Annotated in this window: 12 protein-coding genes; all 12 read left to right on the forward strand. The window is 37.3% G+C overall.

What is annotated here, in order from left to right:
• Nucleotides 1-40 precede the first annotated feature (40 nt).
• The 12 genes from AC3E9W_RS02910 to araA all read left to right on the forward strand — a co-directional run bounded on the left by AC3E9W_RS02910 (nt 41) and on the right by araA (nt 19,132).
• Nucleotides 41-3,097, forward strand: a complete 3,057-nt coding sequence (locus AC3E9W_RS02910; RefSeq protein ID WP_488766760.1) for a SusC/RagA family TonB-linked outer membrane protein — start codon at nt 41-43, stop codon at nt 3,095-3,097.
• A gap of 29 nt (nt 3,098-3,126) precedes the next feature.
• Nucleotides 3,127-4,689 carry a RagB/SusD family nutrient uptake outer membrane protein gene (locus AC3E9W_RS02915; RefSeq protein ID WP_488766762.1) on the forward strand — a complete coding sequence of 521 codons (1,563 nt, stop codon included), beginning with the start codon at nt 3,127-3,129 and terminating at the stop codon, nt 4,687-4,689.
• Nucleotides 4,690-4,810: 121 nt separating this feature from the next.
• Nucleotides 4,811-5,815: an arabinan endo-1,5-alpha-L-arabinosidase gene (locus tag AC3E9W_RS02920; protein WP_488766763.1), complete on the forward strand. Its 1,005-nt coding sequence runs from the start codon at nt 4,811-4,813 to the stop codon at nt 5,813-5,815.
• A gap of 54 nt (nt 5,816-5,869) precedes the next feature.
• Nucleotides 5,870-7,408: an alpha-N-arabinofuranosidase gene (locus tag AC3E9W_RS02925; protein WP_488766765.1), complete on the forward strand. Its 1,539-nt coding sequence runs from the start codon at nt 5,870-5,872 to the stop codon at nt 7,406-7,408.
• A gap of 10 nt (nt 7,409-7,418) precedes the next feature.
• Nucleotides 7,419-9,041 (forward strand): arabinan endo-1,5-alpha-L-arabinosidase, encoded by a 1,623-nt coding sequence (locus AC3E9W_RS02930; protein WP_488766767.1) that lies wholly within the window; start codon nt 7,419-7,421, stop codon nt 9,039-9,041.
• A 267-nt stretch (nt 9,042-9,308) separates the two neighbouring features.
• Nucleotides 9,309-10,250, forward strand: a complete 942-nt coding sequence (locus tag AC3E9W_RS02935; protein WP_488766769.1) for a glycoside hydrolase family 43 protein — start codon at nt 9,309-9,311, stop codon at nt 10,248-10,250.
• A gap of 263 nt (nt 10,251-10,513) precedes the next feature.
• Nucleotides 10,514-11,494, forward strand: coding sequence for an arabinan endo-1,5-alpha-L-arabinosidase (locus AC3E9W_RS02940; RefSeq protein WP_488766771.1), 981 nt, complete (start codon nt 10,514-10,516; stop codon nt 11,492-11,494).
• A 223-nt stretch (nt 11,495-11,717) separates the two neighbouring features.
• A complete protein-coding gene (locus AC3E9W_RS02945; protein WP_488766773.1) occupies nt 11,718-13,700 on the forward strand; it encodes a glycoside hydrolase family 127 protein in 1,983 nt (660 codons plus the stop codon).
• Nucleotides 13,701-13,740: 40 nt separating this feature from the next.
• On the forward strand, nt 13,741-14,853 hold the full coding sequence (locus AC3E9W_RS02950) for a glycoside hydrolase family 43 protein (RefSeq protein WP_488766775.1): 1,113 nt from the start codon (nt 13,741-13,743) through the stop codon (nt 14,851-14,853).
• Between the two features lie 241 nt (nt 14,854-15,094).
• On the forward strand, nt 15,095-16,786 hold the full coding sequence (locus tag AC3E9W_RS02955; protein ID WP_488766777.1) for a ribulokinase: 1,692 nt from the start codon (nt 15,095-15,097) through the stop codon (nt 16,784-16,786).
• Entirely contained in the window at nt 16,770-17,471 is a 702-nt protein-coding gene (locus AC3E9W_RS02960; protein ID WP_111284502.1) for an L-ribulose-5-phosphate 4-epimerase, read from the forward strand. Before AC3E9W_RS02955 ends, AC3E9W_RS02960 begins: the two co-directional genes overlap by 17 nt.
• A gap of 152 nt (nt 17,472-17,623) precedes the next feature.
• Nucleotides 17,624-19,132 (forward strand): L-arabinose isomerase, encoded by a 1,509-nt coding sequence (gene araA, locus AC3E9W_RS02965; RefSeq protein WP_488766779.1) that lies wholly within the window; start codon nt 17,624-17,626, stop codon nt 19,130-19,132.
• Nucleotides 19,133-19,228: the final 96 nt, after the last annotated feature.

Consider the following 19,228-nt stretch of genomic DNA (forward strand, 5'->3'; position numbering starts at 1 on the left):
TTATTAACTAAAACCACTAACCAATCTTAACTAAACCATTATGATTACAAAACAAAAATTACTTTTGTATTGCAATTTTCTATTGCCAAAAACGAACTGGATTTTAGCAATATTAATGCTATTATTTTCTGTAAATCAGTTGTCTGCTCAAGGCAAAACGATTACAGGGGTTGTAACATCGGCGCAAGACAATCTTCCTTTGCCGGGTGTAAACATTATTATAAAAGGAACCAAAACAGTTGCTGCAACTGGATTTGACGGAGAGTATTCGATTAAAGCATCGCCAAATGATGTTTTAGTTTTTTCATTTATAGGATTTCAGAACAAAGAGATAGTCGTAGGAAGCCAGTCTAAAATTGATGTGGCTTTGGGGGAAGACACCAACAAACTTAATGAGGTAGTTGTTATTGGTTACGGAACTCAAAAGAAATCGGACTTAACAGGTTCTGTAAGTGTTGTTAATCTAGAATCGGCTAAAAAAGTAGTGACGTATGATGCTGCCAAAATGCTCCAAGGACAAGTGCCAGGTGTTACGGTTCAATCTTCGGGAGAACCAGGAGGTTTTGTCAATGTAAAAATTAGAGGGATAACTTCATTTAGTAACAATAATCCGCTGTTTGTTATTGACGGGATCATGGTCGATTCTCCATACGACTTTGCTCCAGGCGAAATAGAATCGATGCAGGTTTTAAAAGATGCTTCATCTGCTGCTATTTACGGTGTTCGCGGTGCGAATGGTGTTGTAATTATTACAACTAAAAAAGGTAGACAAGGCAAGATGGATATTAAATTCAAGTCGATTGTAGGTCTTCAAAATGTGGCTAAAAAATGGGATGTTACAGATCGCGTAGGATATCAGAAAATCACTAGTGAAGCTGAAAGAAACAGAGATATTAGAGCAGGAGTTCCTGTAAGTATTGCGCCAGGGAATGACCCAAATAGCCCTTCGTATATTTCAAATGTAAACACAGATTGGCAGAAAGAATCTTTTCAGACTGGTGTAGTTCAAAATCAAGCTCTTACGTTTACTGGTGGTGCAGAAAGTATTGCCTATAGTTTTAATGTGGATTATTTTAAAAATACAAGTTATATCAAAACGCCTCAGGACTATGAGAGATTATCGACCAATTTAAATTTGAATGGTAAAAAAGGAAGATTTAAATACGGTGCAAAAATCGCATATACGCAATCTGATAAAGAAATTTTTAATGAATACAATGCTGGACAAACTGTTGTTAGTGACATTTTAGGAGCTATTCCGACAATGCCAGTTTACGATGCCAACAGACTTGGAGGTTACGGCGGTACAGACAACTTGACGCAAAGAGCTATTTCGATGAACCCAATTGGGTACAATAATTTAATTGACAATAACGGAAAAAGAAACCGTTTCATTGGAGACGTTTGGGGAGAAGTTGAAATTGTAAAAGGTCTTAAATACAAATTAGACGTAAGCTATGATAGAACAGACTGGGAAACTAGAAAGTTTATGCCGCCAAGTGATTTAGGTTGGTATTATATTACAACAAATGATGAAGCTTCTCTAGATGTTGAAAAAGGAAATGAGTTAAGAACATTCTTAAATAACATTTTAACTTATGAAGTTACATTAGGCAAACATAAAATTGATGCTCTTGCAGGTTGGATTCAAGAAAAAAGAGATTATCATAGATATAATATGAGAGGTGTAGGTTTTACTCCAAACGACATTCCGATGCTTCAATATGCAGATGCTAGAAATGCATCAGAGTATAAATTTACGATAACAGGAGTGTCTTACATCAGCAGATTGAATTATGCTTATGATGACCGTTATTTATTGCAGGCTAATTTTAGACAAGATAAAACATCGCTTTTCAGCGAAAAAAATAATTCGGCAAACTTTTACTCTTTTTCAGGAGGATGGAAACTTAGCAATGAGAAATTCTGGACTCTGCCTGAATGGATTAGCAATATTAAACTTAGAGGAGGTTACGGAACATTAGGAAATAATACTATTTTGCAATATTTCTTTGCTTCCACAGTAAACAGTTTTGCAGGATACGATTTTAATAATGAGCTTGCTCCAGGAACAACGGTAGTTGCAGCGCTTGACCCGAATGTAAAATGGGAAAAATCGATCAACTCCAATGTGGGAATCGAGTTAGGATTCTTAAATAATGATTTACAGTTCACGGCTGAATATTTCATGAAAAAATCAGACGATTTATTATTGGGAGTTCCTCTTCCGTTTTCTACAGGAGCATTTCCGGCAAGTGTGACAACAAACGCTGGATCGATGAAAAACTCAGGAGTAGAATTTACAGCGTCTTACAGTAATCATCATCATAAATTTAAATATGATATTTCGGCCAACTTTGGAACACTTAAAAATGAAGTGACTAAAATCGGCGTAAATGGAAACCCTATTTATGGAGCAGTTTCTAAAACAGAAGTAGGAAGATCAGTAGGAGAAATGTTTGCTTGGGAAGCGATCGGAATTTTCCAAAATGCGGCTGAGGTTGCATCTTCTCCAACACAAACAGGCGCAGCTCCTGGAGATGTGAAATTTAGAGATGTAAACGGTGACGGAGCTATAACTGATGCAGATAGAACGTTTCAAGGTGTAACGATTCCTAAATATGGTTTCGGATTTAATTTCAGTGCTTCTTATTCCAACTTCGATTTCTCCATGTTTTGGCAGGGAGCTGGTGGAAATAAAGTATTTAATGCCATGTACCGCAATTTGATGATTGGACAATACACCAACCATCATACAGACGAATTAAATTATTGGACTCCAACAAACACCAATACAAATATTCCAGCTCCAGTTATTGGAGATCCAAATGGAAATGCTAGAGATTCAAACAGGTTTATTGAAAGCGGTGATTATTTGAAACTGCAGACAATGGAAATCGGTTATAACATTCCGCTTAAGGATAAATTTATTGAAAAAGCTAAGGTTTACCTAAATGGTCAAAACTTGTTGATTATCTCTAAATATAAAGGATACGATCCAGACTTTAACAGTGACGGATTGCTTTCAAGAGGATATGATGCGGGATCTTTTCCAAATCCGAGAACAATTTCTTTAGGAGTAGAAGTGAGCTTCTAAACCAGGTCTAACCATTAAAACGTATTAAAATGAAATCTAAAATTTTTAGCTATATAACCGTTTTCCTTTCATTAGCCTTGGTAACAACAAGCTGTGTGGACAACGAAGATTTGACTCAACTGGACCCAAATAATGATTCTGTAGATAATTTTTGGAAAACAGATGAAGATGCACTGCAAGGTGTAAATGCAACTTACGGAAGTTTATTGACAGACGGAACTTACATGAGAAGTACACCATTATTGCTGGACGTAAAAGCAGATGATTCTCGTACAAACAGCCCTTGGGGTTCTATGTACAATGTTGGACATTTCAATTCTAATGTGGCAGACCCTGCTATTTATGGTTGGGCTTACGAAACGTATTATCAAGGTATTTACCGTGCCAATCAGGTATTGACAAATGTTCCAGGAATTGAATTTGAAGATGAAGCTCTAAAAAACAGAATTATAGGACAGGCTTATTTCTTAAGAGGATTGTATTTATTTCACGCAGTAAATTTATTTAAGAATGTGCCGCTTCCAACAGAATTAGCGGTTTACTATCCTCAAAAAACACAAGAAGAAGGTTGGGCACAAGTTATTGCAGACTTTAAAGCAGCTGCAGAATTGCTTCCAACGACTTATGTTGGTATTTCAGGATTAGACGCAGGACAAAAAGGACGCGCGACTAAAGGTGCCGCATTAGGATATTTAGGAAAAGCCTATTTGTTTACCAAAGATTTTACTAATGCAAAAAGTACTTTTAAACAAGTAATAGATTTAGGAGTTTATTCTTTAGTAAATAGTTATAGAGACAATTTCACAACAGCAAACGAAAACAATTCAGAATCTCTTTTTGAAGTGCAGTTTAGCAGAGATGCCGGCGGAGTTGATTTAGGTTGGGGAGGCGCTCCTGCTTCTGGTTGGGGAAAAACTTCTGCGCGTGCAATTACATACGCACCACGTGCTTTCGGATGGACAGACGTACAACCGACGTGGGCATTGTTTAATGAATTTAAAGAAGAAAAAACAGTATCTGGCGCAGATGATCCACGTTTAGAAGCTACTATTTTCTACAACAAACCAGGCGGAATGCAATTGTACGGAAAAGATTTTGCTACATTTTATGCTTCAAGCCCAGCCGATTTAAATGATTTATTCTGTAGAAAATACCAAAACTCTGACGGACAATTTGCAGACGAATACGATTGGCGTTCAGGAATCAATGAGCGTTTATTAAGATATGCAGATATTCTTTTAATGTATGCCGAATGTTTAAACGAAACAGGAGATACTCCTGGAGCTTATACTTACATTCAAATGGTAAGAAACAGAGTCAATCTTCCTGATTTGGCAACGACAAAACCAGGAATGAGCCAAGCACAGATGAGAGAGCAGATTGGCCACGAAAGATTTTTAGAATTTCCTCTTGAAGGACACCGTTTTGATGATATCCGCCGTTGGGGATGGCTTCAAGATCCAGCTAAATTAGCTTGGCTGAAAGCAAGAGATGCCGAATTTAATTCTTATACAGCAGGAAGAGAATATTTCCCGATTCCGCAATTAGAAATGGATAATAACCCGGGAACTATCCAAAACGACAGTTATTAATATTTATTTGAGTTAGTTAGATACCTAATATCATGTGAAGAATTGCCGCTTCACATGATATTATGCCTTAGAATTTGGAATACAAGAGAAGTAATTTTTAACCGTAACTAAAATTAGAACAATGAAAACAATTACAAGTTTGGTTTTATTAGCAGTATTATTTTGGGGTTGTCAAAATGAAGATATTGTCCCAACAGAGGAAACAGCAACAGCTGCAAATGCTCAGGATTCACAGGTTACCAATTCAACCGCTAAAACAGTCAGCGGAAATGTGCCATCGCACGATCCGAGTACGATTGTAAAAAGCGGCGTTAATTATTATGTATTTACCACTGGAGATAATATTCCAGTTACTTATTCAAGAGATTTAATCAACTGGTCTTGGGGAACATCAGTATTTTCATCAACGCCAAGTTGGATTACGGGTTATGTTCCAGGATTTACAAAAACATTTTGGGCGCCAGATGTGGCTTGGTTCAATAACAGATGGAATATGTATTATTCTTGCTCGACATTTGGCTCTGCAACTTCAGCAATCGGATTGGTTACATCACCGTCCATTTCGCAAAGCGCAGGAACAACTTGGACAGACAGAGGAGTCGTAGTTTCGTCTTCATCAGCCTCAGATGTAAATGCTATCGATCCGTCTATTTTAGTTGATGGTTCAAATGTATACATGGCTTACGGTTCTTGGCATGCCGGAATCGGAGTTATTCAAATTAATCCTTCAACAGGAAAAACAACTGGAAGTAGAACTATTGTTGCAGGCGGAAACGGCGCATCTTGGGAAGCTCCTTGTTTGATTAAAGAAGGAAGTTATTACTATATGTTTGTTAACCGCGGCACTTGCTGCAATGGTGTAAACAGCACCTATTACATTGTTGTCGGACGTTCAACAAGTCCGTTTGGGCCTTTTGTAGATAAAAATGGAGTTTCTTTAAAAAGCGGAGGCGGAACAACAGTTTTAGCTTCACAAGGCAATTACATTGGTCCAGGGCATTTGTCTAGAATTACAGGAACCCAAAAAGGAGCTGTTCATTATTACAATGCAGCCGATAACGGAAACCCAAAACTTGAAATCGTATATTTTAAATGGTCATCTGGATGGCCAACACTTTCTTATTAAAAAACTAAAATTCAGAGGAAAGTTTTCGGACTTTCCTCTACAACAAAAACCACTATGAAAAAAGCACTTTTAATCTCATTTCTTATTACGTTTTGTAGTCAGTTAAATTTCGCGCAGACGACAATAACCATTAAAAATTCTGCTGATGCACCAACAATTGACAAAAATATTTACGGTCATTTTGCAGAACATTTAGGCCGCTGTATTTACGGAGGTTTTTTTGTGGGAGATACTTCGAAAATTCCAAATACAAACGGAGTAAGAAATGATATTATTGCTGCTTTAAAAGAGTTGAAAATTCCAAATTTAAGATGGCCGGGCGGATGTTTTGCTGATACATACCATTGGAAAGACGGAATTGGACCTCAAAACGAAAGACCAACTATTGTAAACAAATGGTGGGGAGGTACAACAGAAGACAACAGTTTTGGAACACATGATTTCTTGAACATGTGCGAACTTCTAGGCGCAGAACCGTATTTGTCTGGAAACGTAGGAAGCGGAACGGTTCAGGAATTAGCAGACTGGGTTCAGTACACCAATTTTGGAGGCAAAAGTCCGATGAGTGATTTGCGTGTAAAGAATGGAAGAAAAGAACCTTGGAAAGTAAAATATTGGGGAATTGGTAATGAAGCTTGGGGATGCGGAGGAAATATGACTGCAGAATACTACGCTGGCGAATACCGCAAATACGCGACTTTCATGTCAGACTGGGAAAATACGGGCGGAATTACAAGAATTGCTTCTGGATCGAATAGTTCTGATTACAATTGGACAGAAGTTTTAATGAAAGGAATTCCGTTAAATATGTTAGGCGGAGTTGGCGTTCACCATTATGCTGTAATTGACTGGGGCAAAAAAGGAAGCGACAGAGAATTTACAGAAGAAGGTTATTTTAAAACCATGCAGTCTGCTTTAAAAATGGAAGAATTGGTTACCAAACATTCGGCTATTATGGACAAATACGATCCAGAGAAAAAAGTAGCCATGATTGTAGACGAATGGGGAGGATGGTACGAAGTAGAAAAAGGAACAAATCCTGGATTTTTATACCAACAAAATACCATGCGTGATGCTGTTTTAGCGGGAGCAACATTAAACATTTTCAACAATCACGCAGAACGTGTTCGTATGGCCAACTTAGCACAATGTGTGAACGTTTTACAAGCCGTAATTCTTACCGATAAAGCTAAGATGATTACAACACCAACCTATTCTGTAATGAAAATGTATGCCGTGCATCAGGATGCAAAACTATTGCCAGTAAGTTTTCAATCGCCTTTATATACGTATAATGGAGAAAAACTTCCTGCAGTTTCAGCATCGGCATCAAAAGATAAAAATGGAGCTGTTCATATTTCTTTAGTGAATGTGGATGCCAAAAACAAAAACAAAATCGAAATTGATGTTAAGGATTTGGGTGTAAAAAACTTCACAGGAACGATTATTACTTCTGCCAAATTACAAGATTACAATTCATTCGAAAACCCAAATAAAATTGTTCCAACAGCTTTTAAAGGTTTCGAAAACAAAAAAGGAAAACTTGAAATCACGATTCCTCCTTTCTCAGTAGTTGTTTTAGAAGGAAAATAAATTTATAAAGATGAAAAAATCCAATTTCATTCTCCAAACAGTTTCGTACATCGGACTCTTTTTTGTGGCGCTTATTGCGGTAAGCTGTTCCAAAGACGATCCTGCGACAGAGACGCCAGATCCAGATCCTGTAGTGAATCCTCCAGTGGTTACGCCAACATTTAACGGGCCAACGTATGCTGACAATTATACGGCATTTGCAAGCTGGGCAAGCAGATCGCAATGGAATTTAGCCAACGTTCATGATCCTTCAGTTGAAAAATCGGGAGAGTACTATTATATGTATCAGACCGATGCTTCATACGGAAATGCGCATGAAGGAAACGGACATTTTTTCTACAGAAGATCAAAAGATTTAATCAATTGGGAATTTATGGGATCTTCTATGACCACAGCTCCGGCTTGGGTAAAAGATTCGTTGAATAATAAAAGAGCGAGAATGAATCCGGCGCTTCCTCCAATCGAAAATCCGAATTACGGGTATTGGGCGCCGTGTGTTCGAAAAGTGGGGAATAAATTTAGAATGTACTACAGCATTGTAGTTACAAATCCAATTGTCGGAACAGACACCAATACGTCTTGGTCAGAGCGCGCTTTTATTGGCTTAGCCGAAACAGATGATTTGGCATCTAATAATTGGACAGACAAAGGAATGGTAGTTTGTTCTGAACCTGACGGTGTAAAAAGTTATGTTAGAAATGGAGGAAACGATTGGGATGCTTATTTTAAATTCAATGCCATCGATCCGAGTTTTATCGAAACTCCCGAAGGAGAACAGTATTTAATTTACGGTTCTTGGCATTCTGGAATTGCAGCTTTAAAACTAAATCCAACAACAGGAAAACCAGACAAATTAAAAACAATTGACGATTACGGAGTTCGAATTGCAGGCCGCGGAAATGTAAACACAAACCGTTGGCAGGCGCTTGAAGGTCCAGAAATTATCTATAATCCAGATACCCAATATTACTATTTGTTTTTGGCTTATGACGAATTATCGGTGGCGTACAATACACGTGTTGCAAGATCAAAAAGCATTCTTGGGCCTTATGTGACTAATACAGGAATGAGTATTACCAACGGAGCAGAATGTTTTCCGTTAGTAACACATCCGTATCAATTTAAAAATCATACAGGCTGGGTTGGATTTGCGCATTGTGCTGTTTTTCAAAATCCTACAACTAAACAATGGTTTTATGCTTCTCAAGCGCGTTTGCCTGAAGGTGTTGCTGGAATCGCAGTTTCAAATGCGGTCATGATGGGTCATGTTCACGGCATTCAATGGACAGAAGATGGCTGGCCAGTTATTGAGCCAGAACGTTATGCGGGAGTGCCAACAACGACTTTCGCAGAAGGAAATCTGGTAGGAACTTGGGAACAAATCACGATGAATTACCAATACAAAACCATGCAGAAAGCAGTTACGATTTTTCTAACAGCTGATAAAAAAGTAAGCGGAGACGTAACAGGAACTTGGTCATACGATGCAGCTAAAAAAATCGCCACCATAAACGGAGTAAAATGCAACGTAGTCGATGCCTGGGATTGGGAATCGGCCACCAGAAAAGTGACTTTAACCTACACCGGAATCAACAGCGCAGGATTAGCGGTTTGGGGTAAGAAAGTGAACTAAAAATTCCAATTTTTTTAAATCCCAAATTCCAAAGGTATAAGAGCTTAAAAATAAATCGGCAGAATCTGCGAGAGAACCATTTTAGCAGGTAGAAAAAAATCAAATAAATCTGCTCTAATCTGTAAAATCTGCGTGAAACAAAAAAATAAGCCACGAATTCACGAATTAAAATGACTAAAAATTTGTGTAATAAAAATAACCGCAAATTTCCCGAATTATAATTTGGTAAAATTCGGGAATTCGTGGCGAAAAAAAATAAAAGCAATAATGAAAAACCTATTTACAAGCCTGTCCATTTTGTTCTTATCGATAGCCACTGCGCAATCGGTAAAAACAAACAATCCCGTTATCACCGATAAATATACAGGAGATCCAGCGGCATTGGTTTATAAAGACAAAGTGTATTTGTATGCGGGTCACGACGAAGCGCCAAACGATTTCAATTTTTATAAAATGAACGAATGGCTGGTGTATTCTTCTTCTGATATGAAAAAATGGGAATCGCATCCAGTGCCTTTAAAAGTAACCGATTTTAAATGGGCGAAAAGTGACGCTTGGGCTTCGCAGGTAATAGAAAGAAACGGAAAATTTTATTGGTACGTAACGGTTGAACACGGTACTATTCCAGGAAAATCGATTGGGGTTGCCGTTGCAGACAATCCGCTTGGACCTTTTAAAGATGCATTGGGAAAAGCTTTAATCACTAACGATATGACCAAATTTAGCGATATAAGCTGGGACGATATCGATCCGACAGTTTATATCGATGATGACGGACAAGCTTATTTATTTTGGGGAAATACCGCTTGCCATTATGCCAAATTAAAAGAAAATATGACGGAAATCGACGGAGAAATTCATCACATAAAACTGCCAAATTTCACTGAAGCACCATGGATTCACAAACATAAGGGCTGGTATTATCTGTCGTACGCCTATGAATTTCCAGAGAAAATTGCCTACGCGATGAGCAAATCCATTACTGGACCTTGGGAGTTTAAAGGAATTCTAAACGAATTAGCTGGAAACTGCAATACGAACCATCAATCGATAATTGATTTTAAAGGACAATCGTATTTCATTTATCACAACGGAGCATCACAGCCACATGGAGGAAGTTTTAGAAGGTCAGTCTGCGTTGATAAATTATTTTACAACAAAGACGGAACGATGAAACGTGTGGTCATGACATCTGAGGGAATTCAGTAAGGTTGTCAGCCTGAGCGGAGTCGAAGGCCATTTCAAATTTCAGTTTTTAAAACTTAAATGTTCTTAATTAGAAAAGTAACCACAATCTTGTCATCCCGAGGAACGAGGGATCTCCGCAAGTAACTCCATATAGAGAATCGTCAATCTTTGTCGAGCTACTAACAGAGATCCTTCCTTCGTCAGGATGACAAAAATGAGAATTTCATATACCTACAAGGTTTTGAAAACCTTGCAGGAAAACTAAAAAAACTTACATCACTTATATGGTTTACAAAAACATAAAACAGGCAATTACAACTCTAATGTTGCTGATAACTTCAGCTTCGTTTGCGCAGGATATTGTCGTTCATGATCCCGTTGTCATCAAACAAAAAGACACTTATTATTTGTATTGCACAGGTAACGGAATAAGTGTTTTTAGTTCGAAAGATTTAAAAAATTGGAACAAAGAACAACAGGTTTTCAAAGAGAAACCCGTTTGGGCAGATGGCGTTGCAGCCGATTTTAAAAACCATATTTGGGCACCAGATATTTCATTCCATAACAATCAATATTATCTGTATTATTCGGTTTCCGCTTTCGCGAAAAATACGTCGGCAATTGGTGTCGCGACAAATATAACATTAGACCCAAAAGATAAAAATTACAAATGGATCGATCAGGGAATTGTGATTCATTCACATCCAAATCGCGATATGTGGAATGCCATAGATCCGAATTTGGTTTTTGATGAAAACAACACGCCTTGGCTTTCATTCGGTTCTTTTTGGGAAGGATTGAAATTAGTAAAACTAAATCCAGATTTAAAATCAATTGCAGAACCGCAGGAATGGCATACGATTTCGAAACGAAAAAGAAGTTTTGAGTTAGCTGATTCAGATCCAGGTGACGGCGCGCTCGAAGCTCCATTTATTTTCAAGAAAAATGGTTATTACTATCAATTTCTTTCTTGGGATTTATGCTGTCGCGGAGAAAAAAGCACTTATAAAGTAGTCGTTGGAAGATCAAAAAACGTGACCGGACCTTATTTGGATAAAGAAGGAAAACAGCTCGATCAAGGCGGAGGAAGTTTAGTTGTTCAAGGCGATGAAAATTACTTTGGCGTAGGCCATAACAGCGCCTACACTTTCGACGGAAAAGATTATATGTTTTACCATGCTTACGAAAAGAAAACCAACGGAACACCAAAATTAGTAGTCAAAGAAATGCAATGGGACGCCGATTTATGGCCGATTTTAAAATAAAAAGAAGTTCCGTAGGAACGAAACATATTGTAGCAACGGATTTTAATCCGTTGAACAGGATTAAAAAGATTAAAATAAATCAGCTCAATCTGCGGGAAATAAAATTTAAACACATAGCTATGTTTTTTCTATAAAATGAAATGCCTTTTACAGACAAAGAAAAACTATGATTCTATGTGTTTAAAAAATAATTACACAGAATAAGTCAGTATAAAACAATACAATGAAGAAATACAACTTACCAATTTTAACGATTTTCATCTCGCTTCTGGCTCTAGTTTCCTGTAAAGAAACCAAAAACGATGTGGTACAATCTAGTAAAACTTCAGCCTTAAAAGCAGGTTACGAAATTGAACCCGTTAACATTCAAAATGTAAAATTAACCGATTCTTTTTGGTTGCCAATAATCAAAAGAGTGCAAGAAATTACAATAGAATATGCCATTCAGAAATGTAATGAAGAAGGCCGTTTTGAGAATTTTTTAATTGCTGGAAAACAAAAAACAGGAACCGTTCGCGGAGAAATGCCTTTTGATGATACCGATGTTTACAAAATTATCGAAGGCGCATCAAATACTTTGATTTCAGCACCAAATCCGAAATTGGAAAAAGTTCTAGATTCTTTAATTGCCATTGTAAAAATCGGTCAGGAAAAAGACGGTTATTTAACGACTTGGAGAACTATAAATCCTGCAAAACCGCCAGCCACTTGGGTTCCGGTTATAGAAGGAAAGCGTTGGGAATCTTTACAAATTAGCCACGAATGCTACAATGCAGGACATTTAATCGAAGCGGCTATTGTACATTATGAAGCAACAGGAAAAAGAAATTTCTTGGACATCGCCATCAAAAATGCCGATTTGCTAGTAAAGACTTTTGGAGAAAAACCAGATCAGATAAGAGGTGTTCCAGGACATCAAATTGTCGAAACGGGTTTGTTGAAATTGTATCAGATTACGGGTAAAGAAGATTATTTGAAACTGGCAAAATACTATTTGGACAATCGCGGCAATCCAAACGATCATAAATTATATGGAGAATATGCACAAGATCATATTCCTGTAATTCAGCAAAATGAAGTGGTTGGGCATGCCGTAAGAGCGGTTTATATGTATGCGGGAATGACCGATATTGTAGCTTTAACTAAAGATAAAAGTTATGAAAATGCCGTAAATAATTTATGGGAAAATATGGTCAATAAAAAAATGTACATCACTGGCGGCATCGGTTCCAGACATGACGGTGAAGCTTTTGGCGTAAATTACGAATTGCCAAATCTAACTGCTTACAATGAAACCTGCGCCGCAATCGGCGATGTATATTGGAATCACAGACTGCATAGTTTATACGGAAAATCGAAATATTTTGATGTCATCGAAAGAACGATGTACAACGGATTAATTTCGGGTATTTCGCTTGACGGAAAACAATTTTTCTATCCCAATGCTTTAGAATCTGATGGAGTTTATAAGTCAAATAGAGGTTCTTGCACACGTCAGGCTTGGTTTGACTGTTCTTGCTGTCCGACAAATCTGATTCGTTTTATTCCGTCAATTCCAGGATTGATTTATTCAAAAACAAAGAATGATTTATATGTGAATTTATATGCTTCAAACGACGCTTCTTTCACTTTAGGAAAAACCGATTTACAGATTTCACAGCAGACTTCTTATCCTTGGAACGGAAAAGTGGGTATTTCAGTAAATCCTAAAAAAGAAAGTAAATTCACGATTAAACTTAGAGTTCCGGGTTGGGCAAGAAATGAAGTTTTACCAGGCGATTTATATACGTATAAAAAAGCTTCGACTCAAAAACCAACGATTACGATAAACGGAGAAATAATAGCAATTCAGCCTGAAAACGGTTATTTCAACGTAACCAGAAATTGGAAAAAAGGAGACAAAATTGCGCTTAATTTTCCAATGGAAGTTCAGGAAGTTGAAACCAATTCGAAAGTTGAAACCAACAAAAACAAAGTTTCTTTAGAATACGGACCAATTGTTTATGCGTTTGAAGAAGTGGATAATAATAGCAATTTCGATAAAATAAATATCAGCGCCAACGATACTTTCCAAGTAAGAAAAGAAGCCAATTTATTGAATGGAGTGAATGTAATTGAAACTGATAAATTCAAAGCCATTCCATACTATTCTTGGTCAAACCGAGGCGTAAATAAAATGAAAGTCTGGATTGATTTTAAAGACTGAATTCCTCACAAATAAATTTAATTCAACAAACCAATATAACATGCAAATAAACCTATTAAAAAATCTGGCACTTTCAGCCGTTGTTTTTGTAAGTATCTCTTCTTGTACAGATAAGAAAGCGGAAAAAGAGCTGTCTAAAAAAGAAGTGACTACAAAAACAACTTTGACTAACAAACCTATTGTGTTGCAAAGAGCAGATCCTTTTATTTACAAGCATACAGATGGATATTACTATTTTACAGGGTCGGTACCAACCTACGACGCTATAGAGTTAAGACGCGCAAAGTCTATTGATGAACTTCAAAATGCGGAAACTTTTAGAGTATGGGAAAAACACAAAAGCGGACCAATGAGCCGTCATGTTTGGGCTCCAGAAATTCATTATTTGGATGGAAAATGGTATGTGTATTTTGCGGCAAGCCAAGAAGACGATATTTGGAGATTAAGACCTTATGTTTTGCAGTGTACAGGTCAGGATCCTTTGCATGACAAGTGGATTGAGCTTGGGCAAATGCAGGCAGCCGACGCAGATCCAAAAAGCTTTACCGATTTTTCTCTAGATGGGACTGTGTTTGAGCATAAAAATAAACGCTATTTCTGTTGGGCAGAAAAAACAGGAGGGCAGTTCGCTGCTTCTAATTTGTATTTAGCCGAAATGGAATCACCCATAAAACTAAAAACAGTTCAATTCATGCTAACGACTCCAGATTATGATTGGGAACGCATAGGTTTTTGGGTAAATGAAGGGCCTGCATTTCTTAAAAACAATGGCAAAATTTACATTACTTTTTCAGCAAGCGCTACAGGTTCTTGTTATAGTATGGGAATGATGGAAGCAGATGAAAATGCTGATTTACTAGACAGAAATTCTTGGAAAAAATCCAGATATCCAGTATTAAAAACCAATGAAGCAAAAAAGATTTATGGACCAGGGCATAACTCTTTCACAGTAGATGAAAACGGAGAACCTTTAGTAATTTATCATGCAAGGGATTATGAAAAAGCTGTTGGTGATCCAAAAGTGGTACCTGCGACAGATAAAAGACCGTTGAAAGAAATTATTGCAGATCCGTTATACGATCCTAATCGTCATGCGAGAATGATGAAATTAAAATTTGATAAAAACGGTAGGCCAATATTTGAATATAATTAAAAATTCAAAATAAAGTCAGTGCTATTTCCAACTTGTTTTCTAATTGTTTTGAAGATTAAGATGAAATAATCGCAAAAGAATAAATGTAATGTTGACATTTATCTTTGGTTTTAAGCTTAAAGCCTTGTTTTGATGCATTTTTTATAAAAATTAAATAGCAAAATCATATTAAGTGTTTTTTGTACACTTATAAAATTATAATCTTTATATTTGTCAATTATTTAACCAATTAAATTTAGAAATGAAAAATTACGTAATAGGATTGGACTACGGAACAGATTCTGTTCGAGCGGTGCTTATTGACGCAGAAAATGGACAGGAGCTGGCATCAAATGTTTCTCATTATAAAAGATGGAAAAACAAACAATATTGTGACGCTTCTATAAATCAGTTTCGCCAGCATCCTTTGGATCATATTGAAGGATTGGAAATCACGATTCAAACCGTTATTAAAGAAAGTAAAGTTGATCCTTCGTTAGTAAAAGGAATTTGTATAGATACAACGGGATCTTCTCCAGTTCCAGTTACCAAAGACGGAACGCCATTGGCATTGACAAAAGGATTTGAAGAAAATCCGAATGCGATGATGGTTTTATGGAAAGACCATACTTCAATCAATGAAGCAAACGAAATCAACGAACTGGCGGTAAGCTGGGGCGGAGAAGACGTTACAAAATACGTTGGAGGAATTTACTCGTCTGAATGGTTTTGGGCAAAAATCCTTCACATTGCAAGACAAGACGAAGCGGTTCGAAATGCAGCGCACACTTGGATGGAGCATTGCGATTTAATGACGTATTTATTAATTGAAGATAAAGATTTAAAAAGCTTCAAAAGAAGCCGTTGCGCGGCGGGTCACAAAGCGATGTGGCACACCGACTGGAACGGATTACCGCCAGCTGAATTCTTAGAAAAACTACATCCGTATTTAGCGCAGCTTCGTGGCAATTTATACGATGAGACTTATACTTCAGATTTAGCAGCTGGAAAATTAAGCAAAGAATGGGCAGACCGTTTAGGACTTTCAACAGAAACCATTATTGCTGTTGGAACTTTCGACGCGCATTCTGGAGCAGTTGGAGCCAAAATCGAAGAGAATACTTTGGTTCGTGTTATGGGAACTTCAACTTGCGATATTCTGGTTGGTTCTTATGATGAGGTAGGAACAAAAACCGTACGCGGAATCTGCGGACAAGTGGACGGATCTGTAATTCCGGGATTTATCGGTTTGGAAGCGGGACAATCTGCTTTTGGTGATTTATTGGCTTGGTACAAAGAATTATTGATGTGGCCGACAGAACATTTATTGGGTTCATCTTCTGTTTTAAACGATGCTCAAAAAGAACAATTAAGAGAAGAATTCAGCGATAAATTGATTGTTGAATTAACGAAAGAAGCAGAGAAAATTCCAGTTTCAGAAAGTCTTCCAATTGCTTTAGACTGGATTAATGGACGTAGAACTCCAGATGCCAATCAAGAAGTGAAAAGCGCGATTTCAAACCTTTCTTTAGGAACAAAAGCACCACATATTTTTAAAGCTTTGGTAAACGCAATTTGTTTTGGAGCGAAGAAAATCGTAGACCGTTTTGAAGAAGAAGGTGTAAAAATCGACAGCGTTATCGGAATTGGCGGTGTTGCCCGTAAATCTCCTTTTATCATGCAGACTTTGGCTAACGTTTTAAACAAGCCAATTAAAATTGCAGCTTCAGACCAAACTCCTGCTTTAGGAGCGGCAATTTATGCAGCGGTTGCAGCAGGAATTTATCCAAACGTAATCGAAGCAAGCCAGAAAATAGGAAGTGATTTTGATGGAGAATATTTCCCTCAAACAGATAAAGTAGAAGCATACCACAAACTGCTTTTAGCTTACGAACAATTAAGTGCTTTCGCTGATCCAACAATTAAAATTTCTCAAAATGAGTTCTCTTTATAAAGATTTAAAACAAGAATGCTACGAGGCAAATATGCAGTTGAATGCATTGAATCTTGTAGTGTATACTTTCGGAAATGTGAGCGCTGTGGACAGAAAAAATGGTGTTTTTGCCATTAAACCAAGCGGTGTTCCCTACGAAGATTTAAAACCGGAAGATATCGTAATTGTCGATTTTGATAATAATGTTATCGAAGGAACAATGCGTCCGTCTTCAGACACCAAAACGCATGCTTATTTGTACAAACATTGGCCAAATATAGGCGGAGTTGCGCATACACACGCAACATATTCGGTTGCTTGGGCGCAGTCACAGCAGGATATTCCGATTTTCGGAACCACTCACGCCGATCATTTAACAGCAGATATTCCTTGCGCGCCACCAATGGCAGATCATTTGATTGAAGGAAACTACGAGCACAATACCGGAATACAGATTTTGGATTGTTTTAAAGAAAAAAATCTTTCGTACGAAGAAGTAGAAATGATTTTGATCGGAAATCACGGTCCGTTTGCGTGGGGGAAAAATGCGGCAAAAGCGGTTTATAACAGTAAGGTTTTAGAAGTTGTAGCAGAAATGGCTTATCTGACTTTACAAATAAATCCGAATGCACCAAGATTAAAAGATTCATTAATAAAAAAACATTACAACCGTAAACACGGAAAAGACTCGTATTACGGACAATAGTGATTTTAGATTTTTGAATTCAGATTTTAGATTTAGAAAAAAGAACATAGAATATAGAACATAGATTTTCTGCGATTCGAACTTGACTCGAGAGCTCTGCTCGAACAGGCGAAGCAAACTTGAAACAAAGAAAACCTGAAACAAAAAATAAAATGATTGATATATCTCAAAAAGAAGTTTGGTTTGTAGTAGGAAGCCAGGAATTATACGGTGAAGAAACGCTTAGAAAAGTAGCAGAACATTCACAGATTATTGCAAAAGGATTAGACGCTTCGTCTTCAATTCCAGTAAAAGTGGTTTATAAAGATGTAGTAAAATCTCCTTCGCAGATTTTAGATGTTTGTTTGGCTGCAAACTCTGCTAAAAACTGTATCGGAATTATTGCCTGGATGCATACTTTCTCTCCTGCAAAAATGTGGATTGGCGGATTGAATATTCTTAAAAAACCATTATGTCATTTACATACACAATACAATGCTGAAATTCCGTGGGGAAGCATCGATATGGATTTCATGAACTTGAACCAATCGGCTCATGGAGATCGTGAATTCGGTTTTATCATGTCAAGATTGCGTAAAAAACGTAAAGTGGTTGTGGGACACTGGGAAGACCAAAGAGTTCAAAAACAATTAGGAATCTGGTCAAGAGTCGTTTTAGGATGGGACGAATTGCAAAATCTAAAAGTAGCTCGTATAGGAGATAATATGCGTGAAGTTGCTGTAACAGAAGGTGATAAAGTAGAAGCTCAAATTCGTTTTGGAATGTCGGTAAACGGATACGATTCTTCAGACGTTACAAAACATATTGAAAAAGTAACAGACAAACAATTAGCTGATTTATTAGCAGTTTATGAGTCTTCTTATAATTTAACCGATTCTTTAAAAGAAGGCGGAGCACAAAGAAGTTCATTAGTAGAAGCAGCAAAAATCGAATTAGGTTTAAGAGCTTTCTTAGAAGAAGGTGGATTCGGAGCTTTTACAGATACATTTGAAAACCTTGGAGTTTGGAAACAATTACCAGGAATCGCAACACAAAGATTAATGGCCGATGGTTATGGTTTTGGTGGAGAAGGAGACTGGAAAACGGCTGCAATGGTTAGAGCATTAAAAGTAATGTGTATCGGTTTAGAAGGCGGAACTTCTTTCATGGAAGATTACACGTACCATTTTACACCACAAAAATCATATGTTTTAGGATCGCACATGTTGGAAATCTGTCCATCAATTGCGGATGGAAAACCTTCTTGCGAAGTTCATCCATTAGGAATTGGAGGCAAAGAAGATCCGGCTCGTTTGGTATTCAATTCGCCTGCAGGTGACGCAATCAATGTTTCTTTGGTAGATATGGGAACTCGTTTCCGTTTAATCGTGAACGAAGTTACAGCGGTTAAGCCAATGGCGGAATTACCAAAATTACCAGTTGCACGTGTACTTTGGGATTGTAAACCAAACTTAGAAGTAGCAGCAACGGCATGGATTCTTGCTGGAGGAGCGCATCACACGGTTTACAGTCAGTCGATTACAACAGAATTTATGGAAGATTTCGCAGATATCGCTGGAATCGAATTGTTGGTTATTGATGAAAGAACAACGGTAAGAGAGTTTAAAGATAAAATCAATGCCAACGAAGCTTATTTCCATTTGTTTCAACACGGATTGTAATCTAAGCCGCTAAGGTTCTAAGCTTCTGAGTTTCTAAGTTTTTTATTACTTTTAGCTTTTAACATCTAATATTTTACTTTTTACAAAAATTTAAAA

The sequence above is a fragment of the Flavobacterium sp. 38 genome, from assembly GCF_057799715.1.